The following is a 22,972-nucleotide window of genomic DNA, read 5'->3' as shown; positions in this document are numbered from 1 at the left end:
TCACTCGGCGAGGTGGGACAGCACGGCCTCGGTACTGTTTGCGACCGGCTCGGGGTCGTTGCCGGCTGCCGCCGCCGCGTCGGGGTCTTTCAATAGGTGACCAGTCGTCAGACAGACGACGTGTTCGTCGTCGTCGACGACGCCGCGCTCGCGGAGCTTTCGGAGCCCGGCGACGGAGGCCGCCGAGGCCGGCTCGACACCAACACCCTCCGCAGCGAGCGACCGCTGGGCGTCTGTTATCTCGTCGTCATCGACGGCGACGGCGGTGCCGCCGGTCTCCCGAATGCCCGGTAGCGCCTTCGGCGCGTTGACCGGGTTACCGATGCGGATGGCCGTTGCGATGGTTTCGACGTCCTCCCAGCGACGGGTGTCTTCGAGGTCTTCCTCGACTGCCTCGACCATCGGCGCTGCTCCCGACGCCTGTACGCCGGTCAACTTCGGCACCGCGTCGGCTTCGAGCGCACCGCTGGCGACAAGTTCCCGGAAGCACTTATAGAGGGCGGCGGTGTTGCCGGCGTTGCCGACTGGGAGCACGATACGGTCGGGGAAGCGGCCGTAATCATCGCGGAACGACTCCAGGATTTCGAGGCCGATGGTCTTCTGGCCCTCCAGTCGGAAGGGGTTCAGCGAGTTGAGCAGGTAGGCCTCGCCGCGGTCAGCCAGGTCTTGGACGATGTCGAGACAGGCGTCGAAGTTGCCGTCGACTTCCAGAATTCGGGCGTTGTGCAGGCTCGCCTGTGCGATTTTGCCGGCGGCGACCTTGCCGGCCGGCAACAACACGAGCGTCTCGAGGTCGGCGCGGGTGCCGTAGGCTGCAAGCGCCGCCGAGGTGTTTCCCGTCGAGGCACACGCCAGTCGACCGACGCCGAGTTCTTGAGCAACGCGGACACCGACGGTCATACCGCGGTCTTTGAACGACCCAGTGGGATTCATCCCCTCGTGTTTGATGCGGAGCGCCTCGACGCCGACCTCGGACTCCAGCCGCGGAACGCGGTGCAGCGGCGTTGCTCCCTCCGGAAGCGTCACGCCCTCCTCGAAGGGGAGTGCGGCGTCGTAGCGCCAGACGCCGTGGCCCTCGAAGTCCTCGAAGGTCGGATACGTCTCGTAGCGGGCTTCCAGCAGGCCGCCGCATTCCTCGCAGGTGTAGATGATGTCCTCGAACGGCGGGTGGTCGTGGCCACATTCGATACACGAAAGCCAGACGCCGCCGTCAGAAACGGCCGGGGCGTCCCGCTGCGGCGATAGGGTGAGGTCTGCCATTGGTGGCTCTGTGTGTCGGAGTCGCAAAAAGGGGCCGTTTTCCGGCGAACGCTTACTGTTCGTCGGCGAAGCCGAGGTCCTCGATGCAGGTCCGCATCTCCGCTTCGTCGGTGTGTTTGTGCAGTATCGTCGGCGAGTCACAGTAGTAGGTTTCGCCGTCGAACCGGAGCGTCAGCTCCTCGGTCGAACCGAGAATCTCGGTCCTGACGACGAACCGCTCGCCGTCGCGCAGCCGGGCCAAAAGCTCCTCGATACTACACTCTCCCGGCTCGATGACCGTCGTCCCGCTCATACTTTTGCCGACGGCCCGCCGCAGTTTATAGTCGGCGACTCGCGTAACTGTTGTGTGGTAACACTTATCACACTTCGGAGGCAACCTCCTACTGTAGGGCGACACTGCCCGTGATCTACGATGTCCGCGCCACCACAAATCGACGACGGCGATAGGGGGGTCGACAACGGCGAGCGGTGCGCCGATATCGTCCTCGAGACGGGGGAGGTGGTAATATACGACACCGACAACCACACCGCGTGGGTGCAGTCGGATACGGCGGTGGCGCGGGATGCGGCCACGTAGCCGGCGGCCGGTGTTGGTCGATTCCGTACCGGCTGTCTGTTCCGTTGACCCACACGTATTTCAACCGAGACACCGATATTGAGTATATCAGATGGCATCCCCGGTAACGCCTGATGAGGGGCTTGTCCAAGCTTACGAGCGCCTCGTCGCGGACGCGCCGTTCGGCGTCCTTACAATCGATACCGACAGTACGATTCGATACGCCAACAGCGCGGTCACCGACCTGCTCGGCTACGACAGCGAGGCGCTGGCCGGGGCACCGCTCGAGACGATTATCCCCGACCGGCTCCGTGACTCCCACACCGAGGCCTTCGAGGCCTACCTCGAAACCGGCGAGCGGCACCTCGACTGGAACAACGTCGAACTGCCGGCGCTCCACCGCGACGGCCACGAAGTCCGCGTTTCGATAGCCTTCCGCGAGACGCCGACGGACGAGGAGACGCTGTTTACCGGTGTTTTCACGGACCTCTCCGGCGGCCACCGGCTTCGCGGAGCGCCCCAAGAGACAATCGGAACGCTGCATGAACTCTACGTCATCGCCTCCGATGCGACGCTGTCGTTCGAACAGCGCCGCGAGAGCATCCTCGACCTCGGCTGCCGGTATCTCGACCTCGAGTACGGCTTCGTCACCGAGATTACCTCCGACGAGCAGGTCATCGTCGCATCGGTCGGCGACCACGACCTGCTGCAGCCGGGCGAACGCTGCCCCATCGAGGAGTCCTACTGTCGGGAGACCATCTCCGAAGACGGGTTCCTCGCCATCGCCGACGCCGCCGCGGAGGGCTTCGAGGACGACCCGGCCTACGAGCGGTTCGGTCTCGGCAGCTACATCGGCGGAAAGCTGCTGGTTGCCGGTGAACTGTTCGGCACGCTCTGTTTTGCCTCAACAGCTCCCCGGGACCGGACCTTCACCGACGGGGAGCGGACGTTCGTCGAACTGGCGAGCCGGTGGCTCGGCTACGAACTCCAGCAACGGCACGTACAGCGACAGCTCGAACGCCAAAACGACCGGCTTGAGGAGTTCGCCAGCCACGCCTCCCACGACCTGCGAAATCCGCTTTCCGCCGCTGCCGGGCGGCTCGAACTGGCAATCGAGCAGCACGGCGACGACGAGGACCTGCTGGCTGTCAAGCGCTCTTTAGAGGACGCTGACGCCCGCATCGACGAGATGCTTGAGTTTGCCCGGGCCGGTAACACGGTCACCGACCCCAAGCCGGTCTCCCTCTCGGAGGCGGCTGCGGCCGCATGGGAGACCCTCGACACCGAAGGCGCGACACTCGCTGTCGACGACGAGGTTCGGCTCCGCGGCGACCGCGACCGCATCGAGCGGCTTTTTGAGAACCTGTTCCGGAACGCTGTCGAGCACGCCGGCGAGGACGCAACCGTCCGGCTCGGAGCGCTCCCGACACCGGGATTCTATGTCGCTGACGACGGCCCGGGAATCCCGGCAGGCGACCGCGAAACGGTCTTCAAATCCGGCTTTACGACCGACGCCGGCGGCAGCGGCTACGGGCTGTCGATAGTCGAAGAAATCGCCACTGCACACGGCTGGTCCGTGGAAGCCTGCGAGGACGGCGACGGTGCGCGGTTTGAGTTCACCGTGACTGACCGTCCGTAGCGCAGGGGAACTCGTCGATGCGCTCGTGGACGTAGGCGGCCCACTCGTCGAGCGTCTCATGCATCAGCTCTCTGGCGGTTTCGGGGTCTGTTGCCCGATACTGGTAGACGTGGCCGCCGCTGTCGAGCAGCCGCCGACGGCGGTCGGCGAGGCCCTTCTCCAGCAGCGTCGCCAGCCCGCGGTTGACGTTGCTCCGGTCGCGGTCGACGGTCTCGGCTAACTCGGTGACGGTGCTGTCGGGGGCCTCCAACAGTTCGAGGTAGAGTCGCGCCTCGTGGTTCTGAATGCCGAAGACACACCGCAGCACTTCCTCGAAGCCCGGCTCCCCGTCGAGCATCAGGTCACGGAACCGCGCTGGGTCCGGCTCGGGGTCCATACACTCGATTCGGGTCGCCGCCGCTAATAGTTGCTGCTCTGGCAGGACAAGACATTTGCTGCCGCGTCTTCCCAGTCGAGGTATGCGCCGCCGAACGCTCCTTGTCAGCGCCGCCGCACTACCCGCTGTCGCCGGCTGCTCGAATGTGCTGCCGACAGGGACGAACGACCAGCCGCAGACGCCACACGAGGAGTCGCCGCGAGTCGACACCCCGCCGCACGAAATCAATAGACCCGACCCGCCGGACGGCCCACCCGGAGAGCGTGACTGGAACGACGACTACCTCGGCGAAACGATGCCGACGGAGCCGTCGCTGGCATTTGAGCCGGTGTCCGCCCGGCTCACGGAGCGATATCGGCTCTCCCATGACCTCGCCCCGGCCGCCTACCGCGTCGGTCTCGTCGACGACGCGTCGGCGCTGTCCGACCATTTCGCCCTCGACCGGATGGACGACGCCGACCGCGATGCGGTCGAGGCTGTCGACTTCGACACACACGTTCTCGCCGTCGTCGTTTCGGGGTTCGGCTCCGGCAGCGTCAGCCACCGATGGGCGAGAGCCGAGGCGGACGACGACGGCATTCACCTCCACGGCTACTACAGCGCCCCGCTTGTCCGGACCGACGACTACACGATTCGTACTTCGGCACTCCAAATCGAGCGGCCGGCTGACGGGGTCGGGTTTATCCGGGTGAGCCTCACTACCGACGAGACGACCCGGGTTCATTTCAACTCGACAGAAGGGGCGGTTTCCGTCGACAACTAGCGGCTACGACAGCAGGTACGTGAGCAGCCCTTTCTGGGCGTGGAGGCGGTTCTCCGCTTGGTCCCAGACGATGGCGTTGTCGCTTTCTATCGCCGCGTCGGTCACTTCCTCGCCGCGATGGGCCGGCAGACAGTGCAGTAGCGGTCGGTCGCCGAGCAGTTCCTCGGTAATCCGGAACCCGTCGGACTCGAAGACCGACAGCTTCTCTTCGCGTTCGGACTCTTCGCCCATGCTCACCCAGACATCGGTGTAGACGGCATCGGCACCGTCGACGGCCGCCTCGGGGTCGGTTGTCGTCTCGGGTTCGCCGCCGAGCTCGGCCGCCCGTTCGAGAACAGCGTCGTCGACGCTATACGCCTCCGGCGTGGCGACGACGACATCGAGGCCGACCATCGCGGCCCCAAGCACGAACGACTGACAGACGTTGTTGCCGTCGCCGACCCACGCGACAGTCGCGTCGAACCCACCGAACTGCTCGCGGATTGTCAGCAGGTCAGCGAGCGTCTGGCAGGGGTGGGCGTCGTCGGTTAGCCCATTGACAACCGGTACGGTCGCGTACTCGCCCAGCTCCTCGACGTCGGCGTGGTCGAAGACGCGCGCCATGATGACATCGACATAGCGGCTGAGCGCCCGTGCGGTGTCCTTGACCGGCTCGCCGTGGCCGAGGTGGATGTCGTCGGGGCCGAGGAAAATGGCGTGCCCGCCCAGCTGTGTCGCGCCCGTCTCGAAGGATACCCGTGTCCGGGTTGAGGGCTTCTCGAATATCATCGCCATCGTGTCGCCGGCCATCGCGTCGGCGGTCGTCTCGCCGGCCTTCAGCCGTTCAGCCTCCGTCAGGACGGTTTCGAGCTGTTCGCGTGTCAGGTCGTCGATGTTCAGGAAGTTCATGCTAACTCCTCCGCGACGGTTTCGAGCACCGCGACCGAGCGGTCTAGCTCGGCCAGCGGCAGGTGTTCATCCGGCGCGTGGTCGAGGTCGGAATCGCCCGGGCCGTAGGTGACCATCGGACAGTCCCACTCGCCGGCGTAGATGTTCATGTCGGCAGTGCCGGTCTTCCGTAGCAGCCGCGGGTCGCCGCCCTGCTTGCGGATAGCGGCCCGAAACGCCCGCGCGACCGGCGTCCGCGGGCTCTGCATCGTCGGCTCGACGGCGTCGTTCCACGTCACTGTTCCCGTCTCGAGCTCCTCGTCGGCCGCCGCACGGACAGCGTCGGTGCTCATCGACGGCGGTACCCGAAGCTGTGCCTCAAGCGTCGTCTCGACAGCGAGGCCATCGTCGGTGACGCCGCCGTCGATGTCGACCGGCTTCGGCGTGACGCGTTCGAAGACCGGGGTGTCGTCGTCGGCTTCGAACCGTGATTCGACCGCCGACCACCACTCGACGGCGTCCTGTATCGCGTTGTTCTCCGGCCGGGAGGTATGTCCCGACGCCGACCGCGCCCGATAGGTCCCTTGCAGGATGCCGCGGTAGCCGAGCGTGATACCGTCACAGCCCGAGGGCTCGCCGTTGACGACGGCGTCCGGTGGCTCGCGGTCCGCAACGAGGTGGCGTGCGCCGCGGGAGTCGACCTCCTCGCCGACGACGCCGACAAACGAGACGCCGGTCCGGACGGCCGCGACCGCAAGCGCTGTCAGCGGCCCCTTGGCGTCGACCGACCCGCGGCCCCACAGCGCCGGCCCCCCGTCGCCGTCCTCGATGCGGACGGGGATATCGCCCGGCACGGTATCGATGTGGGATGTATAGAGGACGCTGTCGTCAGCCGGCGCGCGGACGTTGCCGACCTCGTCGATGAACACGTCACGGCCGTGGGATTCGAAAAAGCCCGCCAGCGCCTCTGCACACTCCGTCTCCTCCGGCGTCGGCGACGGTATCGACACGAGCGTCTCGAGGAGGTCGCGAGCCTCCTCGTCGGGGGACGGAGTGGACTCGCTCATCCGATGATGGCCTCCAACGCGTCAACGACGGCGTCGGCGTCCCCGCGGTCGATGACAAGCGGCGGCAAGAGCCGGACGACGCTGCGGCCGGCCGGCAGCGCGAGGATGTCGTGGTTCAGCGCCAGTTCCTTGAGAATCGGGTTCGCACCCCGTTTTACTTCAACGCCGACCATCAGGCCGTTGCCGCGGACCTCCCGCACCTCATCGCCGATGGCGGCCTCAAGCGCTTCGACGAGGTACGTCCCGAGCTCCGCCGCGTGACTCGGCAGGTCTTCGTCGGTGATGACATCCAGCGTCGCGCCGGCCGCTGCGGTCGTGACCGGCCCACCGGAAAACGTCGAGCCGTGGTTGCCGCAGTCCGCCGCGACCCAGTCTCTAACGAGCGTTGCCCCGATGGGAAGGCCGCTGCCGAGGCCCTTCGCTGTCGTCAGGATGTCGGGAACGACGCCGTACTCCTCGGCAGCCCACAGCGTTCCCGTCCGGCCGAGTCCGGTCTGTATCTCGTCGAGAACCATCGCCGCGCCGGCCGATTCGGTCGTCTCACGAACCGACTGGAGATATCCGTTCGGGGCGGGGTTAATGCCGCCCTCGCCCTGTACCGGCTCGACGATGACCGCGGCGGTGTCCTCGTCGACGGCATCGGCCATCGCCTCGGCGTCGCCGTAGGGAACGAACTCGAAGCCGCCGGCCAGCGGCTCGAAGCCATCGCGGTATTTGTCCTTCCAGGTCGCCGCCAGCGTCCCCATCGTTCGGCCGTGGAACCCCTGCATCGTCGCCACGATTTTCTCGCGGCCTGTCGCGTGTCGGGCGAACTTCAGGGCCGCCTCGTTGGCCTCGGTTCCGGAGTTACACAGCCAGACGTTGTCGATGTCGCCCGGCGCGACCGTTGCGAGCTGCTCGTAGAGCGCCGTCCGGGGGGCGTTCGGGTACGACGCCTGTACGTACATGAGCCGTTCGAGCTGTTCGGTCGTCGCCGCCACCACGTCGGGGTGGCAGTGTCCAACCGGCGTACACGCGTAGCTCGCGCCGAAGTCCAGATACTCGTTGCCCTTCGTGTCGTAGAGATAGACCCCCTCGCCACGTTCGATGCCAATCGGTTTCTCGGAGAAGACGAAGCCGCTCATGATTGTGTGAGTCTCATTCGAGTGCGCTCGGCAGGATGTGGGTGCCGCCGCCGTCGACGGCTGTGGAGACGGGTGCGTCGGCGTTTGCGTCGGCGATGACAACCTCGTCGGCCCCTGATTCGAGGGCCTCCGTCGCGGCCATCACCTTTCGGCTCATAAAGCCCTCGGCGGCCGCATCGAGTTCGTCGTAGTCGTCGGGTGTCTCGACACGCTCGATGAGCGTGGCCGGGTCGTCGGGGTCGCGGTAGACGCCCTCGACGTCGGTCAGCGAGACGAGCGTCCCGCCGACAGCGCCGGCGACGGCCGCCGACGCGCGGTCGGCGTCGGTGTTGACGGCGACGCCGTCGTCGGCCAGCATCGGCGGCGATGCGACCGGCGTGTAGCCGTCCGCAAGTAGCGTCTCCAGCAGTCCGGCGTTTACCTCCTTGATGCGGCCGGAGTGGTCGCCGCGACGAATCTTCTTTTTGCCGTCCTCGACGACCCGAACGGCCGACTTCCGCGGGCCATACAGCAGCTTTCCGTCTGCGCCGGAGAGCCCGACGGCGTCGACGCCCTGGTTCTGCAGGCCGACGACGAGGTCGGTGTTGACCTGTCCGGCCATCGCCATCTTGAATACGTCCATCGTTTCGGCGTCGGTAAAGCGACCGACGACCCCGGACGGCGTCTCGACGTACTCGGGGTCGATGTCCATCCGTTCGAGGGTGTTATCGACGGCCGTCGAGCCGCCGTGGACGACCACGATTTCGGTTCCGTCCTCGACAAGCGAGGCGATATCCGACAGCGCACCCTCGGGGTCGACCGCACGAGCGCCGCCGATTTTGACGACGACGGGCGTCTCGGCGGTCATCTCAGGGCGCTCCCACGGGGTGAAGCCCCGCGAATTCGAGGCCGGCCGTCTCCTCGATACCGAGGGCGATGTTGGCGGCGTGGACCGCCTGCCCGGCCGACCCTTTCATCATGTTGTCGATAGCCGAGAAGACGACCACGCGCTTGTTCGTCGGGTCGAGTTCGAAGCCGACTTCGGCGTAGTTCGAGCCGGCGACCGCCTTCGGCTCGGGATAGCGATAGACGCCCGACCCGCCGGCGACGAGCCGGACAAACGGCTCGTCCTCGTAGCTTTCGCGGAACGCCGACCAGAGGTCGCCCTTCGAGACCGGCTCCTCGGGGTAGACGTGACAGGTCGCCGAGGCCCCTCGGGTCATATCGACCGCGTGGGCGGTAAAGGACACTCCCGTTCCGAGGAACTGTTCGATTTCGGCCTCGTGGCGGTGGCCCGTCGGCGCGTACGGCCGGACGACGCCGGACCGCTCCGGATGCGAGGAGGCCTCGCCGCCGCCAGCGCCGCCCTCCGAGGAGCCGACCTTCACGTCGACGACGATCTGCTCGCCGCCGCCGAGGATGTCGCCGTCGAAGAGCGGCTTCAACCCCATGATGGCCGCTGTCGCGTTACAGCCGCCGGAGGCGACGATGTCGGCCCCCGGCAGGTTCTCGCGGTTCAGTTCCGGCAGCGCGTACTCCGCTTTGTCGAGCAGCTCCGGCCGGTTGTGGCCGTCGTACCACTCGTCGTACTGGGATTCGATGTCCAGACGGAAGTCGGCGCTCAGGTCGACGACGGTGTCGGCGGCGTCTTGGAACGCGTCGATGTGCTCCATCGAGACGCCGTGTGGCGTACACGCAAAGAGCACGTCAACTGACTCGAGTTCCTCCGGGCTGGAAAACCGCAGGTCCATCCCCCGGAGGTTCGGGTGGATGGAGCCGACGGTCTTGTTTTCGTAACTGCGGCTCGTTGCTTGCGTAACCGCCATCTCGGGATGTCCCGAAAGCAGCCGCAGCACCTCGCCGCCGGTAAAGCCGCTCGCGCCGACGACTGAGGCCGTATATCCGCTCATGCGGTCACCTCCACGTCGCGGACGCGGGACTCCAGCCAGTCGACGACGACGCTCGGGACATCGACATCCGTCACTTCGTTGAGCGCCTTGAACTCGACGGTGTGGTTTACCTCGTGGACGGTGTAGCTGTCGCCGGTCTCCATGAGGTCGATACCGAGAAGGCCGCCGCCGACCGCCTCGGAGGCGCGTTCGACGAGGTCGGCCATCTCGTCGGTGATTTCGATGGCCTCCGTCTCGGCACCTTGGGCGGCGTTTGTCAGCCAGTGGTCCGACGAACGGGCCATCGCCGCTATCGGCTCGCCGTCGGTGGCGACAACGCGGATGTCACGGCCGGGCTTCTCGACGAACTCCTGGATGTAGAACACCTTGTGCTCGTAGTGGCCGAGCGTCTCCTTGTGCTCCAGTATCGCCTCGGCGGCGTCTTTGGAGTCGATTTTCGCCATGAGGCGGCCCCACGAGCCGATAACCGGCTTCAGCACGCAGGGGTAGCCGAAGCTCTCGATGGATTCCATCGCCGACTCCTTGGTAAACGCGACTTCGGTGGCCGGCGTCGGTACGTCCGCCTCGGCGAGGACGAGGCTGTTCCGGGCCTTGTCGGCACAGACTGCGGCCGTCTCGGGGTCGTTGACCACCGGTACGTCGTAGGCGTCGACGAACCGCGTGATGTACTGCGAGCGGCTGGTCGCGAGACACCGGTCGACGACGATGTCGACACCGTCGAAGACGGCCGGTGCCTCGTGGACGCCGAACCGCTCCTTTCGGACGTCGATTTTCGTCACCTCGTGGCCGCGGTCGCGGAGCTCGCTCAACAGGAGCTTCTCGTCGCGGCGGATGCGCGAGTAGAGGACGCCGACGTTCACGGGTCGGCCCTCCCGACGACACCCGCGGCCGGCCGGCAGGCTGTGCCGACGCTCATCGCCTTACTCCCCCCAGTCCTCTTCGAGCTCGGGTGCCGTATCGAGCTCGACTGGGTCGTGGTTGATGACTTCGAGTTCGGCACCGCAGGTCGAACAGTCGACAATCTCTCCGGTTTCGAGGTCGTCGTGCAGGTCCAGTTCGGCCCCGCACTCGGGACATTCTGCCATTGTACAATGTAATCGCCCGTCTACTCACTTAAACTCTTCGAACCTATCAAATGAAGACAACAAAGCGTATTCTCAGCTAACGGCCCAGAAAGAGGCTTTCAGCGCCGCAGCGCGTACTGTATGTCAGTAGATTGTATTATTCGGGGGCTGTACTGTCGTACGATGAGACTACACGTTCTCGCTCGTCGGCGGCGGTCGCGAGCGCCCCTCGCCGCTCCCGCAGCGCCTCGGCGTCGGCGTCGAGCCGCTGGCCGGCGGCTGAAAGCGCTGCGGCCATCGACTCAGGCGCCGGGCCGCCGAGCGAGTCCCGCGATGCGACGCTCGATTCCGGGTCCAGCGCCGCCTCGACGGCCGCTTTGTCGACATGCTCGGAGAGCGGGCCGCCGAGGATGTCTTCAGCCGCCGCCGAAAGCGCCGCGTAGTCGCCGCCCGCCTCGGCGGCGCGGGCGACGAGCTCGTGAGCCGTCCGGAACGGTACGCCCTCCATCGCCAGCAGGTCCGCGACGCCGGTTGCCGTCGAAAAGCCCTCGCCGGCGGCCTCGGAAAGCGCCGGCTCCTTCCAGTCGGCGGTTGCGACGGCACCGGCCGCAACCTCCGTTGCCTCCGTAACGGCGTCGAGAGCTTCGAAGGCGTGAGGGTGTGCCCGCTGGAGGTCCCGATTGTACGCCCGCGGAAGGCCCTTCAGTATCGTCAACAGGGCGTTCAGCCCCGCGGCCGTGTCGCCGGCTGTCGCCCGCACCAACTCCATGGTGTCGGGGTTCTTCTTTTGCGGCATTATCGACGACGTCGACGCGTAGGCGTCGTCAAGCTCGACGTAGCCGGCTTTCGAGAAGACCACGAGGTCTTCGGCGAGGCCGGAAAGCGTCGTCGCGAGCCCGGCGGCTGCAGCGGTCGTCTCCACGAGGAAGTCCCGCGCCGAGGCGGCATCCATCGAGTTGCGGACGACGCCGTCGAAGCCGAGTAGCTCGGCGGTCCGTTCGCGGTCGATGTCGAACGGCGTCCCCGCGAAGGCTGCTGCGCCGAGCGGCGAGCGGTTGATGCGGCCGTACGCATCGAGGAGGCGTTCGGTATCGCGTGCGAGCGCCGACGCATACGAATGCAGGTAGTGTGCAACCGTCGTCGGCTGGGCCGGCTGCAGGTGGGTAAAGCCGGGCATGACCGTTTCCGTGTGGTCGCCAGCCACATCGAGCAGCATCTCTCGGGCCTCCAGTGTTGCTTCGACCGCCGCCAGCACGTCCTCGCGGAGCCGATAGCGGATACAGGCCGCGACCTCGTCGTTGCGCGAGCGGGCGGTGTGCATCTTCCCGCCCCGGTCGCCAACGCGTTCGATGACGGCCGTTTCGATGGCCGCGTGCACGTCTTCGCCGTCCGTGAGGCTCCCGTGGCCGGCTGCCTCGACATCGTCGAGCGCCCCGAGGATAGCTGCCGCGTCGTCGGTGCCGATGATGTCCTGCTCGTCGAGCATCACGACGTGGGCGCGGTCGACCGCGAGGTCGGCCTCGAAGATGCGCTCGTCGGCCGCGAGGCTCGACAGGAACCCGCGGGCGGGGCCGCCGCTGAACCGGTCGCGGCGGACGACATCGCGACCCTCGTCGGCGTCGCCTGTCATCCGTCTACTCCTCGTCGGCGGCGTCGATGACGCGGTTGGCGAGACGCTCCTGGAAGCCGTGGTACTTGGCGACGCCGGTCGCGTCGCTTTGTTCGATGCCGCCGGTGACGTCCTCGGTGTTGAACGAGGCGGCCTCGGCGGAGTAGACAGCGTAGGGCGACTCGCGGCCCACCGGGCGGGCTTGGCCGCCCTCGAAACGGATGGTGACCGTGCCGGTGACGCGGTCTTGGGTCTCGTCGATGAAGCCTTCGAGCGCGTCGACAAGCGGCGCGTTCACGAGGCCCTGATACCCCTTTTCGGACCACTCGTGGTCGACCTGCTTTTTGAACGCGCGCTCTTCTTTCGTCAATACGAGGTCCTCAAGCGCTTGGTGGGCGTTCAGGAGCACCGTCGCCGCGGGGTGTTCGTAGTTCTCGCGGACCTTCAGCCCGAGCATCCGGTCTTCCATAATGTCCGTGCGGCCGACCCCGTAGTCGCCGGCGAGGTCGTTGAGCGTCTCGATGAGCTCGACCGGCTCCAGTTTCTCGCCGTCGAGGCTGACCGGGTAGCCGTCCTCGAAGCCGACCTCGACTTCGAGCGTCTCGGCTGTCGGCGCGGTTGTCCACTCGTAGATGTCCTCCGGCGGGACGTAGCCGGGCTCTTCGAGCTCCGACCCCTCGATGGAGCGGCTCCAGAGGTTCGTGTCGATGCTGTATTTGCCCTCGTCGCCGCCTTCGATGGGGAGCCCGCGCTCCTCGGCGTACTCCTGTTCGAACGTGCGGGTCAGCCCCAGTTCGCGAACCGGTGCGATGACTTCGAGGTCGGAGTCGCGCCAGACGGCCTCGAAGCGAAGCTGGTCGTTGCCCTTGCCGGTGCTGCCGTGGGCGACGCCCGAACAGCCCTCTTCCTTTGCGACCTCGAGAATGGCCTCGGCGATGACCGGGCGGGCAAGCGCCGTCCCGAGTGGATAGCCCTGATAGGAGGCGTTAGCGCGGACGGCGTCGAAACACAGCTCCGCGAACTCCGGCTTGGCATCGACGACGTGGTGTTCGAGGTCGAGTGCCTCGGCGGTTTCTTCGGCCTCCTTGAACTCCGCTTCGGGCTGGCCGACGTCGACGGTGACGCCGATGACCTCGTCGTAGCCGTATTCCTCTTCGAGCAGCGGTACACAGACCGTGGTGTCGAGCCCACCCGAGAAGGCGAGCGCGACACGGTTTTTATCTGACATTGGTAGTGGGTTCTGCACGCAGTACCGTCAACCGGACGGTTCTCGTTGGCAATCGAGTCGGAACGAACGCGACGGGTGAAGTAGGTACTATTCGGGCCTGACGGCCCGTCGCCGTCGCCGAAGAAGGAGCGACCCACCGCTGTCGGCGGTCGTGCCGGTGCGGTCGGTCCGTGTCATGTATCGTCGCTTTCTCCAGAGCAGTACTAAACGCTTGCGGAACGGGGCATCGAGCGTGTCGTGTTGTCATATCTCTGGCTGTCGATAGTCGCTCTGGCGGCCCACACTCCAACAGTCCCCCACTACAACGGCCCACACTCCAACAGTCCCCCACTACAACGGCCCCACTACAACGGCCCCCACTTGACGGCCACAGCGCTTTTGCGCGCGAGACGCCCAGTATACGCCATGAACGACCTTGATGTCGAAACTCTCCTGAAAATCGTCCTCGTTTTGGTCGGTATCCTCCTCGTTTTGGAGGTCGTTGGACGGTTTATCAGCATACTGGCGTCGCTCGGTCCGCTTGTCGCCGCACTTATCGCTGTCCTCATTGTCGCCTACCTCCTCGACTACATCTGACGTGTACAGCTGCAACGTTCCCGTCCCGGCCGACATCTCCCGGCTCGCCCGCGGCCTTGCCGCAGAGACGCTCACCGCGACGCCCAGAGATCGACACACGCTCGTCGCCAAGCGGCTCGGCGACGGCGACGCCGCAGTGCTGGCCCGCCGCCTCCGCAAGTCGCTCGACGGGCTCGACCCCTTTACCGTGCATATCTCCGGTGTCGAGGTCTTCGACCGCCCGCCAACCGGGCCTGCGCCCGTCGCGTATCTGGCCGTTGAATCGCCTGCACTCTCCCGTCTCCACCGACGGTTGTGCTCGGCATTCGACCCGATTGCGGGACTCGAAGACGACGAGTACGTCCCGCACGTCACCGTCGCCCGCGGTGGCGACGCCGACCGGCTCGCGGGCCGGGCCGTACCCGACGATGCCGGCTGGACTGTCGAGTCGCTGTCGCTGTGGTCGGCGACCTACGAGGAGTCCGTCGAGCGGTTCTCCCTGCCGCGCTAGTCGTCCACCGCGGCCCGCTCAATTCTGACCGTGTCGTCGAGCCGAGTGAACTCGAACTCGTAGCCGAAGGGTTCGATGACCTGCCGGTTCGTCTCGACGTGTGCGGTCGCCGACGGCGCGCGGACGGTGCCGCCCGCCAGCGCCTGATAGACGAGCAACTGGTCGGCGAGTCGCTCGTCGACGGCCGCGGCGGATTCGTGGAACCGCTGGAAGTCGGCGGCGGCTTCTGCAGCGACCGTTTCGGCCGGTGTTCCCTTCTCGCCGAGCGCCGAAAAGCCGACCCGGGTGTGTTCGTAAACGCCGACGACGGTGACAGACGACCCGGCGCAGGCGGCGTCATCGTAGTCGACCGTCTCGCTCGCCGGCGCTCCAACGTCGATATTTTCGACGGCGGCTGCGGCCTGTCGTTCGGCGACATCAGCCTCGGCGAGAGAGTCGTCGGCGACGGAGACGACCGACAGCCGCCGGAGTGGCCCCCGTTCGGTGAGCGCAAGCGGCGACAGCGACGACGGCGACAGCGACAGCGTCGCTTCGCCACCGCCAGCGGGATAGAACCCTCGCTGTTCGACATCTATCGCGGCGTCGAGCCCGTGGGCCGCCAGCACCGGTAGCTTCACGCGACGGGTGTACGCAAGCGGCGGTGCCCACTCGACGTCGGTCCCGCCGGTGACCGTCACCGACGCCGGTGTGGAAAGCGCCGTCGCCAGCGGTAACACGGTGTCGAACACGAGCGCGATGCTGCCGGCCGTCCCCACGTCGACCGAGACATCGGTCGCCGAGACGGAGCCGGGGTCGAAAACGAGTGTTTCCGCGCCCTGTTCGGCACCCTCGACGCTCGCGTCCGTCAGTGCCGCGGCCGCCTCGACGGCAGCGACGTGCTGTGGCCGCATTCCGGGCGTCGAGCGGTCGCCGCGGACATTCTCGACTCGGACCGCCTCGCCGGAGAGCGCCGACAGCGAGACAGCGCTCCGAACCATTTGGCCGCCGCCGGCCGAGCCGTCTATCTCGTGCATGCACCGGTGTCGGCGGCCTGCGGGTACAAATCTTCCGGGCGGGTACGCCCGGTCAGTCCTCGAGTGCGTCCTCCAGTCCCCACTCGGCAGCCCGTTCGTGGGCCTCCGCTCGGGCTGTCTCACGGATGTCGTCGATAGCTGCCTCGTTTTCCAGAAAGGCCGCGACCGGGTCGCTGTCGTCGCCGGCCGCTTGCTCGGCGGCAGCCTCCCGGATGCGGTCTGCGACAGCCGGGTCGTCGGCCAGCCGTTCGGCGACGCCTCCGGGCGGCACCTGTAGACTCACAGCCCCATGCGGGATGTCGAGGTCGGCGGCGGCGTCGAGTTCGTAGCGGTCGACGCGGTACGGCCCGGGGCCGAGCCTCCCGAGCGCCGCCGGCCCGCCGCGGTCCGACTCCGGGTGGTAGGCCAGCCTCGCGATGCCGTCCTCGAACGTGATGATACTGCGGTCGCCATCGTCGCCGAGCAGCGTTCGCTGCGGCGCGACGACGATGTATCCGTCGAGCCGGCGGCGGCAGATGGCGTCGAGTTCCGCTCCGAGGTCCGTGACGACGCGCGAACGACACAGCGTCCCGTCGGGTATCATGGCGGGTCGGGGATGACCGCCGTCCGGAACCGCTCGGCGACTGCCCCCTCGTCGCCGTCGGCCGGCGACAGCCCTTCGGCAGCGGCCCGGAACGCCTCCGCAGCGGGGTCGGCCGGCGCGTGCGCCAACAGCGGCTCGCCGGCCGCACGGGCGGCCCGAGCGCTGTCGCTTTCGGGGACCGTCGCCAGCGTCGGCCCCTCGAAGTACCGCTCGGCCTTCGCCCGCACGTCCTCGATGTCCCCATGGACGCGGTTGAACACCGTCCCTGCGATGTCCGTGCCGTACGAAAGGGCGTACTCTTGGACTTTCAGCCCGTCCGAGATGGCTGGCACCGTCGGATTGAGAACGACGACGACCCGGTCGGCGAGCACAATCGGCAGGACGGCGCTCTTCGAGTCCAGCGTCGCCGGCGAGTCCAAGAGAATAACGTCAGTGTCGGCGGCCAACGCCGCGACAACGTCTCGAAGTCGCTCGGGGTCGGCCGCCTCGAAAGCGGCCAGCGACGTCCCACACGGGACGACGGACATCCCGAACCGTTCGTAGGTCGCCGCCTCGACCGGCGCGCCACCTTCGACGAGCACGTCGTGGAGCGTCGTCTCGGCATCGCCCAGCCCCGTATGAAACAGCAGGTTTGCCATCCCGGTGTCGGCGTCGACGACGGTCACGTCGTACTCCTCGGCGAGCGCCATGCCCAGCGCCAGCGTGGCCGTCGTCTTGCCGGTGCCGCCCTTCCCGGAGGCGACGGCGATGGCCTCGACCATTTGGTTTCGCCTGCTGCGTACTCGGAGATAAGCGTTTGGGTGGGCTATCGGCGAAGGCTACCAACAATCATTAACATTTAAGACCGTGTAGGATGTTGGTAGAGGTAGATGACGAACGAGAACGTCGACCCGATGGTTCCCGTCATGCCGACCGAAGAAACGACGCCGGATGTCCGCGCCGACGGCGGCCGCCGGAAGCGCTACGACAACGCCGAGGTAGACGCGCCGCTCGTCCCCGACTGTCAATAAGACTCGCTTTTTCTGCTTCGCTACGTACCGCTTCGACAGCGGCTGCCGGATTCGTTGACCCGCTCTGCGGCTTCGAGCAGCGTGCTCCACGTGTTCAGCCCGGCCCGCAACGCGACGAGGTCGTCGGCCTCGATGTCGACTGTAATCCGTGCGTCGTCGCGGGACAGTGACGCGGTCGTCCGGTCGCCCTGAATATCGCCGACCTCCGGCCTGATTGCCGCGGCGATATGCGTGGCTCGTTCGGACGTTTCGTATTCAAAAACCAGCTCAGCGGTGTGCACGCTACTCGACTTCGACTTCTTTGATGTCGCGGCTCCGTTCTTTGAGGAGCACGCGGTGGCCGCAGTACGGACAGCGGACGCCGCCGTACTCGTCGAGTTCAACGTCGCGCTTACAGCGGGAGCACTTGTAGCTCATCCTGCGTTACTCGTCGTCGCCGACGGCCGTCCGGATGGACCGTTCGACCGTCTCGCCGGCGGGCGTCTGCGGGCGGTAGGCACCGCCGGTGAACTTCTCGCCGGTCTCTTCGTTGACCCAGATGCCGGTGCCGACGCGCTTGACGCTGTCGCCGTCGACGGTCGCGCTTTCGGTGTCCGCTTCGATTTCCGCGACGCGACGGCGGGCGACGCGTCCGTAGCGCGCGCCGAAACGCCCGGCGCTCCCGGTCGTGTCGTTGTTGGCCATAGTAGTATACTGTCCACCCAGCGAACGGATAAACCCCTCGTTTTGCCGCGGCTACTCTTGTAGTTCAGTCTCCGAGAGCGCCTCGTTGAGGTCGCCACGCACGTGCTCGCCGAGTTCGCGGCTGCCGGCCGTCGTGACGACGCGGTTTTCTTGGACGCTGGAGCCGTCCCGTATCAGGAGCCGGACGTTGCCGTGTTCGTCGGCGCGGGTCGCTTTCGCCCGAACGCCGGTCCGCGACCCGGAGCCGCCGGCGTCGATGGGGCCGGGAATAATCTTCTTGACGTGTGGATGGCCGGCGACGGTCTCCAGCGCCAGCCGGCCGTCGCGGCCGCCGATGAGCGTCGAGTGGGACCCGCCGAGTTTCTCTTCGACGCTGGCTTCGACGACCTCTAGCGCTGGGTCGCCACGGCGGCGCTTGACAGCCGCTATCGGGTCGTCGTCGGCGATGCGGTAGAACGGGTAGTGCAGTTCGGCCCGCACCGCCCGCACGACCGACCGCTCGCCGGCCGCATAGACCTCTTCGGGGCGTTTCCGCTGTACTTCGTCGGCGATGCGGCCGGCGAAGTTCCGGCGCTCGGTCGGTGCCCACCGCTCGTCGTCGACGGGTGTGGTTGTTATCTCCCGCTCGGCGACGACGTCCTCGTCACGTAGCGAACTCACCGTCGCCCGCGTCCGTTCGCAGTCGATGACGACGGTGTCGGCGTTGGCGCTCCGGCAGACCAGACAGTAGTCGCCCGGCCGTTCGAGCGGCGACGCACAGCACCGACACTCCATACACGGCAGTAGCCCGTCGACGCCGATAAGCGGGGCGGTTGGCGGTGAGGGAGTTGGGCCTGGCTTTTCTACTCCCAACCGGGAGCGAGAGCAGTAGCGAAAGACGCTCACGATGCGCGAACCGACCCACCACGCGGCTTCAGGACAACGCCTCCGGGTCCGCCTTCAGAAACTCTCTGGCGACGACGGTAGCGTAGCTTCCTTTCGGCAGCGAAAACGAAAGCGTCAGCGGCTCCTGCTCGACGGTGAGGTCGGTCGTTACCAGCACTGCCCGTCGTGTGCCCGACGACCCGAACTCGCCGGGCAACTCGAAGTCGGTCGGCGACACATCGACGTCAGCAAGCACCTCGCGGGTAATCTCCGCCGGCTCGCCGTCCCCGAACACCGTCTCCGTGCCGACAAGCGGTGCAGTCACGAACGCGCGTCCGCGCTCGCAGTGCCGACGGACGGTCTCTAGCCGCGATTCGGTGACCGTCTGCGTTCGGTCGGGGTCGGGGTTGCCATCGCTGTCGGAAAAACAGACCACGTCGCCGACGACCGGCTCGTCGAACGGCAGCCCACGCCGGAGCCGCTCGGAGAGAATCCGGTTGAAGACGTACGACTGGGCCGCGTTGACGAACATCCGCTGGAGGTTGCTCGGTAGCTCTTCGAGTGCGGCGCGGTAGTCGTCCGGCGATTCGGCTCCTTCGGCCAGCCGGTTTGCGATGGCCCGCTCGAACCGGAGGCTCCCGGGCAGCCGCTCGCCGGCAGCCGCCCAGTCGCGGTCGGCGTCGATTCCCTCTCTGACCTCCTGTGTCCGTTCCGGTTCGCGCTCGCTCGACTCACAGACGTAGCGGACGGCCGCCGCCTCCCAGTCGCCGTCGAGGACGTCGAGGCCGACCCGATGGGTGATGGGCCGCCGCGACCCGAACCGCTGGGTCCCGAAGTAGTTGGGGACGCCGGCCTCCCCGCCGCCGAAGTCGCATAGCTCTGCGGCCGTCGCCTCGGCGTGTTCCGGCCGGTCGGGGTCGCGGATGACGAGTTCGAACTCGTTGCCCGCCAGGTCGCCGAACAGCACCGGCCGGCCGGCCCGCCCTATCGGCTCGATGTCAGCCCCGTCGAGGTCCGGCAGCGCCGCGTCGTCGTGTCTAACAGAAAACAGTTGTGTCGTCACGGCGTGTTTGTCCTTCGTTCCGGCCCACGAGACGCGCTCGCGGCTGACGCCGAGTGCGTTCGAGACCGCGGACGCGAAGTCGTTGGTGTCCCACTCGCGGAGCGTGGCTCGGAACACCAGATGTGGATACGAACCGGGGTCGGCATCGAGCGGTCGACAGTCGGCGCCGAAGGCCTCGCGCTCGCGGACCCGGAAGTCGGCCGGCCGGTCGCGCAGGCGACCGCCCGTCCCGTCGGTCTCGGTCACGTAATACTCGATACCGACGGTCTGCTCGACAGGGTGAGAATCGCGCATACGTCGATTCGTCGTCCGAGCGGCAAGCCTCTTTCTGCTCGCCGCGGGCGACCCGGCAGACGAACCCGTCTAGAACTGGGGAACGAGCGGCGCGTCTACCTCGGCGTTGTCGTAGCGGGGGCGGCGGCCGCCGTCGGCGCGGACAGGGTCGGTGGACGATTGTCGAGGCATCTCCGGAACGAGCGGTTCGATTTCGTCGTTCGTCATCTACCTACCGGTATCTACTCCTGTACCTTAAACATAATGATTGTTAGTGCAGATGCGGCAAACGCTGCCGTCGGTCGCGGAACGTGGGGCCGCTGCCGTTGTGCCGGGACACAAAGGGTCTTTTCGCCGCCCCGACAACCGCGGCCCATGGACCTGTTTACGCCGTTCGACTGTCGCGATGTGACCGCTCGCAACCGGGTGATGGTCTCGCCGATGTGCCAGTACTCGTGTGAGGACGAAGACGGGCTGGCGACCGACTGGCATCTCGTCCACCTCGGTAGCCGAGCGGCCGGCGGCGCGGGCATCGTGATGTCCGAAGCCACTGCCGTTACGCCGCGTGGCCGCATCTCGCCGAAGGACCTCGGCATCTGGAGCGACGACCACGCCGACGCGCTTGCGCCGGTAACGGAGTTCATCGCCGAGCAGGGCGCGACCTCCGCCATCCAACTCGCCCACGCCGGCCGGAAGGCCTCGACCAACCGTCCCGGTGACGGCGGTGGCCCGGTCCACGGCGACCGCGGGTGGACCCCTGTCGGGCCGACGACGGAGCCGTGGCCCCACGACGAGCCGCTGTCGACGGAGCGGTTGGACGCCGCGGACATTGAGCGTATCACCGAGGCCTTCACCGAGGCAGCGGTCCGTGCTGTCGACGCCGGCTTCGACATCGTCGAACTCCACGCCGCGCACGGCTATCTCCTCCATGAGTTCCTCTCGCCGGTCACCAACACCCGCGAGGACGACTACGGCGGTAGCTTCGAGAACCGAACGCGGTTCCTTCGTGAGGTCGTCGTCTCAGTCCGGGAGGCCATCCCCGAGGGAACGCCGCTTTTCGTCCGTATCTCCGCGACCGACTGGCTGCCCGACCGGGAGTCGTGGACCGTCGACGACTCGACCCGGCTGGCAGCCGAACTCCGGCCCCTCGGGGTCGACCTCATCGATGTCAGCGCCGGCGCGATACACCCCGACCAGCAGGTCCCCGACACCGGTCCCCATTATCAGGTCCCCTACGCCGAGCAGGTCGCCGAAAGCGGTGTTCCGGTCGGGACTGTCGGCAAAATCACAACCCCGGAAGGGGCGGACGAAATCATCCGCAACGGACGTGCTGCCCTCGCTATCGTGGGCCGAGAACATCTCCGCGACCCGTACTTCGCGCTCCATGCCGCCGAGTCCTTGGGCTACGAGCTACCGGTTCCCCGACAGTACACCCGCGGCTTTCAGTAAAGCGAGAGGTCGCCCGTCACCTTGTCGACGAGCCGTTCCTCGCCGGGGCCGACCGCCAGCGCCGTTACCGTTCCCGGCTCCAGTTGCGTGTGGCCGGCGTCCCGAACGAGCGCATGCGGGAGCCGCTCCCGCCGCGCCTCGTCGGCGAGCTGTTGGAGCTGTGATTCGCCGCTGCCTTTCAGGACAATCTTCTTTTGACCGCCGGACTTCCACGCCCGTCGGGCCTCGTCGCCGGCGTCCTCGTAGGCCGACAGTGACGCGTGTGCGACCTGTGCGGCGAGCTTTCCGGTCCCCATGTCGATGTCCGTCCGGGCGACAATCGCCTGTTTCATACCCGTCATCGCCCGGCGAGCGCCGTGAACGTTCCGACGTTTACCGCTGGGCCGAGCGTGGTTCGGCTGCCGACACGGTCGCTGCGAGGTCCGCCGCCGCGGCGTCGCTGACTTCCTGCGGCGTAACCGCAGCATCCGTCCACGCCGGCAGCCGGGTGTCAGCGTCCGGCCGCGCGACGGCAGCGGCGTAGGCATCGACCTGCTCGCGCTCCCCGCCGCGGTCGTATGCGAGACCGTTGAACGCGGCATCGAGCGCGTAATCATCGACGAGCCGCTCGGCCGTCTCCCGGTAGCTTTCTTGAAGCCGGCCGTACTCCGGGTCGCCGCCGTTTTCCTCGACGGCCCGGAGCAGCGCGCCCGCAACCTGTTCGGCCATCTCCGAGAGACCACTCGGCCCCGACACCGAGCGATGGTCGTGTTCGTGGACCCCGAGGTCGACCTGTGCCGACCCCTCGGTGCCGGCCAGCCGGAACGCCTCGCCGAGGGTGCCGACTTCCAGCCCCCAGCCGCGCTGGAGCCGCATCTGCCGGGCCAGCGACCCTGTCATTGCGAACTCGCCGGCGAGCGCATAGCGGAACGAGTCGAGATACGCCAGCACCGCGGCGTCGTCATCGCGGCGTAGTGCCTCGACGAGCGGCCGGTAGAGCAGCCGGAACAGTCGCCCGTAGAGGCGGTCGTTCTCGACGCGGGCGTAGTAGCCCTTCGAGAACTGCTTGCCCTCCGCCAGCGGGAACAGTAGCTTCGGCACGTGGCCGGCGTCGTAGGTCTTTGCGTCGGCGTCGTGAACAACGACGTACTCGCTTTCGCTTGCAACGCCGAGCGCGAGCCAGACATCGCGGCCCTTGCCTCGCTGGCCGTCAAGGCCGCTGTCTGATAGCAGCCCCGCCAGCCGTGGGCCGTCACACCACAGCACCTCCAGCGGCACGTCGAACCCGTCGAGCCAGTCGACGACCGCTTCCAGACGGTCGGCAGGTGCCCGCAGCGGCACGAGCACTCGCGCTGGCTCGACCGTCTCCAGCGCCGACAGCACGCGTTCGGCCGCCAACCCGGCGTGTTCCCGCTCGGTCATCGGAACGACAACAGTCGTGCGGTCGACCGGCGCCTCCGGGGTTGCGCCGTCGAAATCGTGGAGCGTTGTGACCCGTTCTTGGACGTACTCCATCGACAACGGAGACGGGCCGGCCGTCGAAAAA

The 22,972-nt window shown here is 67.0% G+C and carries 30 protein-coding genes; 7 read left to right on the top strand and 23 right to left on the bottom strand.

Annotated features, from left to right (window positions below):
- Together thrC and NP_RS12980 are read right to left on the bottom strand one after the other, a co-directional pair.
- The gene (thrC, locus tag NP_RS12985; protein ID WP_011324340.1) at positions 1-1,260 is read right to left on the bottom strand and encodes a threonine synthase; all 1,260 of its coding nucleotides are present in this window, start codon (positions 1,258-1,260) and stop codon (positions 1-3) included.
- Positions 1,261-1,312: 52 nt separating this feature from the next.
- Positions 1,313-1,552, bottom strand: a complete 240-nt coding sequence (locus tag NP_RS12980; protein ID WP_011324339.1) for a hypothetical protein — start codon at positions 1,550-1,552, stop codon at positions 1,313-1,315.
- Positions 1,553-1,672: 120 nt separating this feature from the next.
- On the opposite strand from NP_RS12980, the gene NP_RS14840 reads away from it, so the two are divergent.
- Positions 1,673-1,837 (top strand): DUF7331 family protein, encoded by a 165-nt coding sequence (locus tag NP_RS14840; RefSeq protein WP_011324338.1) that lies wholly within the window; start codon positions 1,673-1,675, stop codon positions 1,835-1,837.
- Positions 1,838-1,928: 91 nt separating this feature from the next.
- Complete coding sequence (locus NP_RS12975) at positions 1,929-3,455, top strand: sensor histidine kinase (protein WP_011324337.1); 1,527 nt, start codon at positions 1,929-1,931, stop codon at positions 3,453-3,455.
- On the opposite strand, the gene NP_RS12970 is transcribed toward NP_RS12975, so the two are convergent.
- The gene (locus NP_RS12970; protein WP_011324336.1) at positions 3,433-3,831 is read right to left on the bottom strand and encodes a helix-turn-helix domain-containing protein; all 399 of its coding nucleotides are present in this window, start codon (positions 3,829-3,831) and stop codon (positions 3,433-3,435) included. The two genes, NP_RS12975 and NP_RS12970, sit on opposite strands and share 23 nt — an antisense overlap.
- 82 nt (positions 3,832-3,913) lie before the next feature.
- Here NP_RS12970 and NP_RS12965 point away from each other — a divergent pair, with 82 nt between their 5' ends.
- Positions 3,914-4,594 carry a hypothetical protein gene (locus NP_RS12965; RefSeq protein WP_011324335.1) on the top strand — a complete coding sequence of 227 codons (681 nt, stop codon included), beginning with the start codon at positions 3,914-3,916 and terminating at the stop codon, positions 4,592-4,594.
- A gap of 3 nt (positions 4,595-4,597) precedes the next feature.
- Here the strand turns inward: NP_RS12965 and argF are convergent, their stop codons facing one another.
- From argF to NP_RS12920, 9 genes are all read right to left on the bottom strand, one after another.
- A complete protein-coding gene (gene argF, locus NP_RS12960; RefSeq protein ID WP_011324334.1) occupies positions 4,598-5,482 on the bottom strand; it encodes an ornithine carbamoyltransferase in 885 nt (294 codons plus the stop codon).
- Complete coding sequence (locus NP_RS12955; RefSeq protein WP_011324333.1) at positions 5,479-6,528, bottom strand: [LysW]-lysine hydrolase; 1,050 nt, start codon at positions 6,526-6,528, stop codon at positions 5,479-5,481. The genes argF and NP_RS12955 overlap by 4 nt, the downstream gene beginning before the upstream one ends.
- A complete protein-coding gene (locus NP_RS12950; RefSeq protein WP_011324332.1) occupies positions 6,525-7,652 on the bottom strand; it encodes an aspartate aminotransferase family protein in 1,128 nt (375 codons plus the stop codon). Before NP_RS12950 ends, NP_RS12955 begins: the two co-directional genes overlap by 4 nt.
- 13 nt (positions 7,653-7,665) lie before the next feature.
- Positions 7,666-8,499: an acetylglutamate/acetylaminoadipate kinase gene (locus tag NP_RS12945; protein ID WP_011324331.1), complete on the bottom strand. Its 834-nt coding sequence runs from the start codon at positions 8,497-8,499 to the stop codon at positions 7,666-7,668.
- 1 nt (position 8,500) lies between these two features.
- Positions 8,501-9,541, bottom strand: a complete 1,041-nt coding sequence (gene argC / locus NP_RS12940; RefSeq protein ID WP_011324330.1) for an N-acetyl-gamma-glutamyl-phosphate reductase — start codon at positions 9,539-9,541, stop codon at positions 8,501-8,503.
- Positions 9,538-10,401 carry a lysine biosynthesis protein LysX gene (gene lysX, locus NP_RS12935; RefSeq protein ID WP_011324329.1) on the bottom strand — a complete coding sequence of 288 codons (864 nt, stop codon included), beginning with the start codon at positions 10,399-10,401 and terminating at the stop codon, positions 9,538-9,540. Before lysX ends, argC begins: the two co-directional genes overlap by 4 nt.
- Positions 10,402-10,461: 60 nt before the next feature.
- Complete coding sequence (gene lysW / locus NP_RS12930) at positions 10,462-10,626, bottom strand: lysine biosynthesis protein LysW (RefSeq protein ID WP_011324328.1); 165 nt, start codon at positions 10,624-10,626, stop codon at positions 10,462-10,464.
- Between the two features lie 136 nt (positions 10,627-10,762).
- Positions 10,763-12,235 (bottom strand): argininosuccinate lyase, encoded by a 1,473-nt coding sequence (argH, locus tag NP_RS12925; RefSeq protein ID WP_011324327.1) that lies wholly within the window; start codon positions 12,233-12,235, stop codon positions 10,763-10,765.
- 4 nt (positions 12,236-12,239) lie between these two features.
- Positions 12,240-13,442 carry an argininosuccinate synthase gene (locus NP_RS12920; protein WP_011324326.1) on the bottom strand — a complete coding sequence of 401 codons (1,203 nt, stop codon included), beginning with the start codon at positions 13,440-13,442 and terminating at the stop codon, positions 12,240-12,242.
- A gap of 405 nt (positions 13,443-13,847) precedes the next feature.
- Here NP_RS12920 and NP_RS14835 point away from each other — a divergent pair, with 405 nt between their 5' ends.
- Entirely contained in the window at positions 13,848-14,018 is a 171-nt protein-coding gene (locus NP_RS14835) for a DUF7554 family protein (protein ID WP_011324325.1), read from the top strand.
- Position 14,019: 1 nt separating this feature from the next.
- The gene (locus NP_RS12915) at positions 14,020-14,508 is read left to right on the top strand and encodes a 2'-5' RNA ligase family protein (RefSeq protein WP_011324324.1); all 489 of its coding nucleotides are present in this window, start codon (positions 14,020-14,022) and stop codon (positions 14,506-14,508) included.
- On the opposite strand, the gene rtcA is transcribed toward NP_RS12915, so the two are convergent.
- The 3 genes from rtcA to NP_RS12900 are packed head-to-tail and all read right to left on the bottom strand — an operon-like array spanning position 14,505 to position 16,865.
- Positions 14,505-15,521, bottom strand: coding sequence for an RNA 3'-terminal phosphate cyclase (rtcA, locus tag NP_RS12910; RefSeq protein WP_011324323.1), 1,017 nt, complete (start codon positions 15,519-15,521; stop codon positions 14,505-14,507). The two genes, NP_RS12915 and rtcA, sit on opposite strands and share 4 nt — an antisense overlap.
- A gap of 52 nt (positions 15,522-15,573) precedes the next feature.
- Entirely contained in the window at positions 15,574-16,104 is a 531-nt protein-coding gene (locus NP_RS12905) for a hypothetical protein (protein ID WP_011324322.1), read from the bottom strand.
- Complete coding sequence (locus tag NP_RS12900) at positions 16,101-16,865, bottom strand: nucleotide-binding protein (RefSeq protein ID WP_011324321.1); 765 nt, start codon at positions 16,863-16,865, stop codon at positions 16,101-16,103. The genes NP_RS12905 and NP_RS12900 overlap by 4 nt, the downstream gene beginning before the upstream one ends.
- 108 nt (positions 16,866-16,973) lie before the next feature.
- On the opposite strand from NP_RS12900, the gene NP_RS14830 reads away from it, so the two are divergent.
- On the top strand, positions 16,974-17,114 hold the full coding sequence (locus NP_RS14830) for a hypothetical protein (RefSeq protein ID WP_011324320.1): 141 nt from the start codon (positions 16,974-16,976) through the stop codon (positions 17,112-17,114).
- Between the two features lie 20 nt (positions 17,115-17,134).
- Here the strand turns inward: NP_RS14830 and NP_RS12895 are convergent, their stop codons facing one another.
- The 6 genes from NP_RS12895 to NP_RS14825 form a co-directional block, all read right to left on the bottom strand.
- Complete coding sequence (locus NP_RS12895) at positions 17,135-17,395, bottom strand: KEOPS complex subunit Pcc1 (RefSeq protein ID WP_011324319.1); 261 nt, start codon at positions 17,393-17,395, stop codon at positions 17,135-17,137.
- A gap of 1 nt (position 17,396) precedes the next feature.
- Complete coding sequence (locus NP_RS12890; RefSeq protein ID WP_011324318.1) at positions 17,397-17,531, bottom strand: DNA-directed RNA polymerase subunit P; 135 nt, start codon at positions 17,529-17,531, stop codon at positions 17,397-17,399.
- A 6-nt stretch (positions 17,532-17,537) separates the two neighbouring features.
- The gene (locus NP_RS12885; RefSeq protein WP_011324317.1) at positions 17,538-17,798 is read right to left on the bottom strand and encodes an eL43 family ribosomal protein; all 261 of its coding nucleotides are present in this window, start codon (positions 17,796-17,798) and stop codon (positions 17,538-17,540) included.
- Between the two features lie 51 nt (positions 17,799-17,849).
- Positions 17,850-18,572 (bottom strand): DUF2103 domain-containing protein, encoded by a 723-nt coding sequence (locus NP_RS12880; protein WP_011324316.1) that lies wholly within the window; start codon positions 18,570-18,572, stop codon positions 17,850-17,852.
- A 139-nt stretch (positions 18,573-18,711) separates the two neighbouring features.
- Positions 18,712-20,019: a tRNA pseudouridine(13) synthase TruD gene (gene truD / locus NP_RS12875; protein WP_011324315.1), complete on the bottom strand. Its 1,308-nt coding sequence runs from the start codon at positions 20,017-20,019 to the stop codon at positions 18,712-18,714.
- A gap of 69 nt (positions 20,020-20,088) precedes the next feature.
- Complete coding sequence (locus tag NP_RS14825) at positions 20,089-20,226, bottom strand: hypothetical protein (RefSeq protein WP_169303789.1); 138 nt, start codon at positions 20,224-20,226, stop codon at positions 20,089-20,091.
- A gap of 147 nt (positions 20,227-20,373) precedes the next feature.
- Between NP_RS14825 and NP_RS12870 the strand changes: the two genes are divergently transcribed.
- Entirely contained in the window at positions 20,374-21,447 is a 1,074-nt protein-coding gene (locus NP_RS12870; protein WP_011324314.1) for an NADH:flavin oxidoreductase/NADH oxidase, read from the top strand.
- Here NP_RS12870 and pth2 read toward each other — a convergent pair.
- Positions 21,441-21,779, bottom strand: coding sequence for a peptidyl-tRNA hydrolase Pth2 (gene pth2, locus NP_RS12865; RefSeq protein WP_049939755.1), 339 nt, complete (start codon positions 21,777-21,779; stop codon positions 21,441-21,443). The two genes, NP_RS12870 and pth2, sit on opposite strands and share 7 nt — an antisense overlap.
- Before the next feature lie 40 nt (positions 21,780-21,819).
- Positions 21,820-22,941, bottom strand: coding sequence for a glycosyltransferase family protein (locus tag NP_RS12860; protein ID WP_011324312.1), 1,122 nt, complete (start codon positions 22,939-22,941; stop codon positions 21,820-21,822).
- Between the last annotated feature and the right edge of the window lie 31 nt (positions 22,942-22,972).

The organism is Natronomonas pharaonis DSM 2160 (genome assembly GCF_000026045.1).
Classification (GTDB): domain Archaea; phylum Halobacteriota; class Halobacteria; order Halobacteriales; family Haloarculaceae; genus Natronomonas; species Natronomonas pharaonis.
Note: the sequence above shows the minus strand (reverse complement) of the source record. Positions and strands in the feature narration are given on the sequence as shown.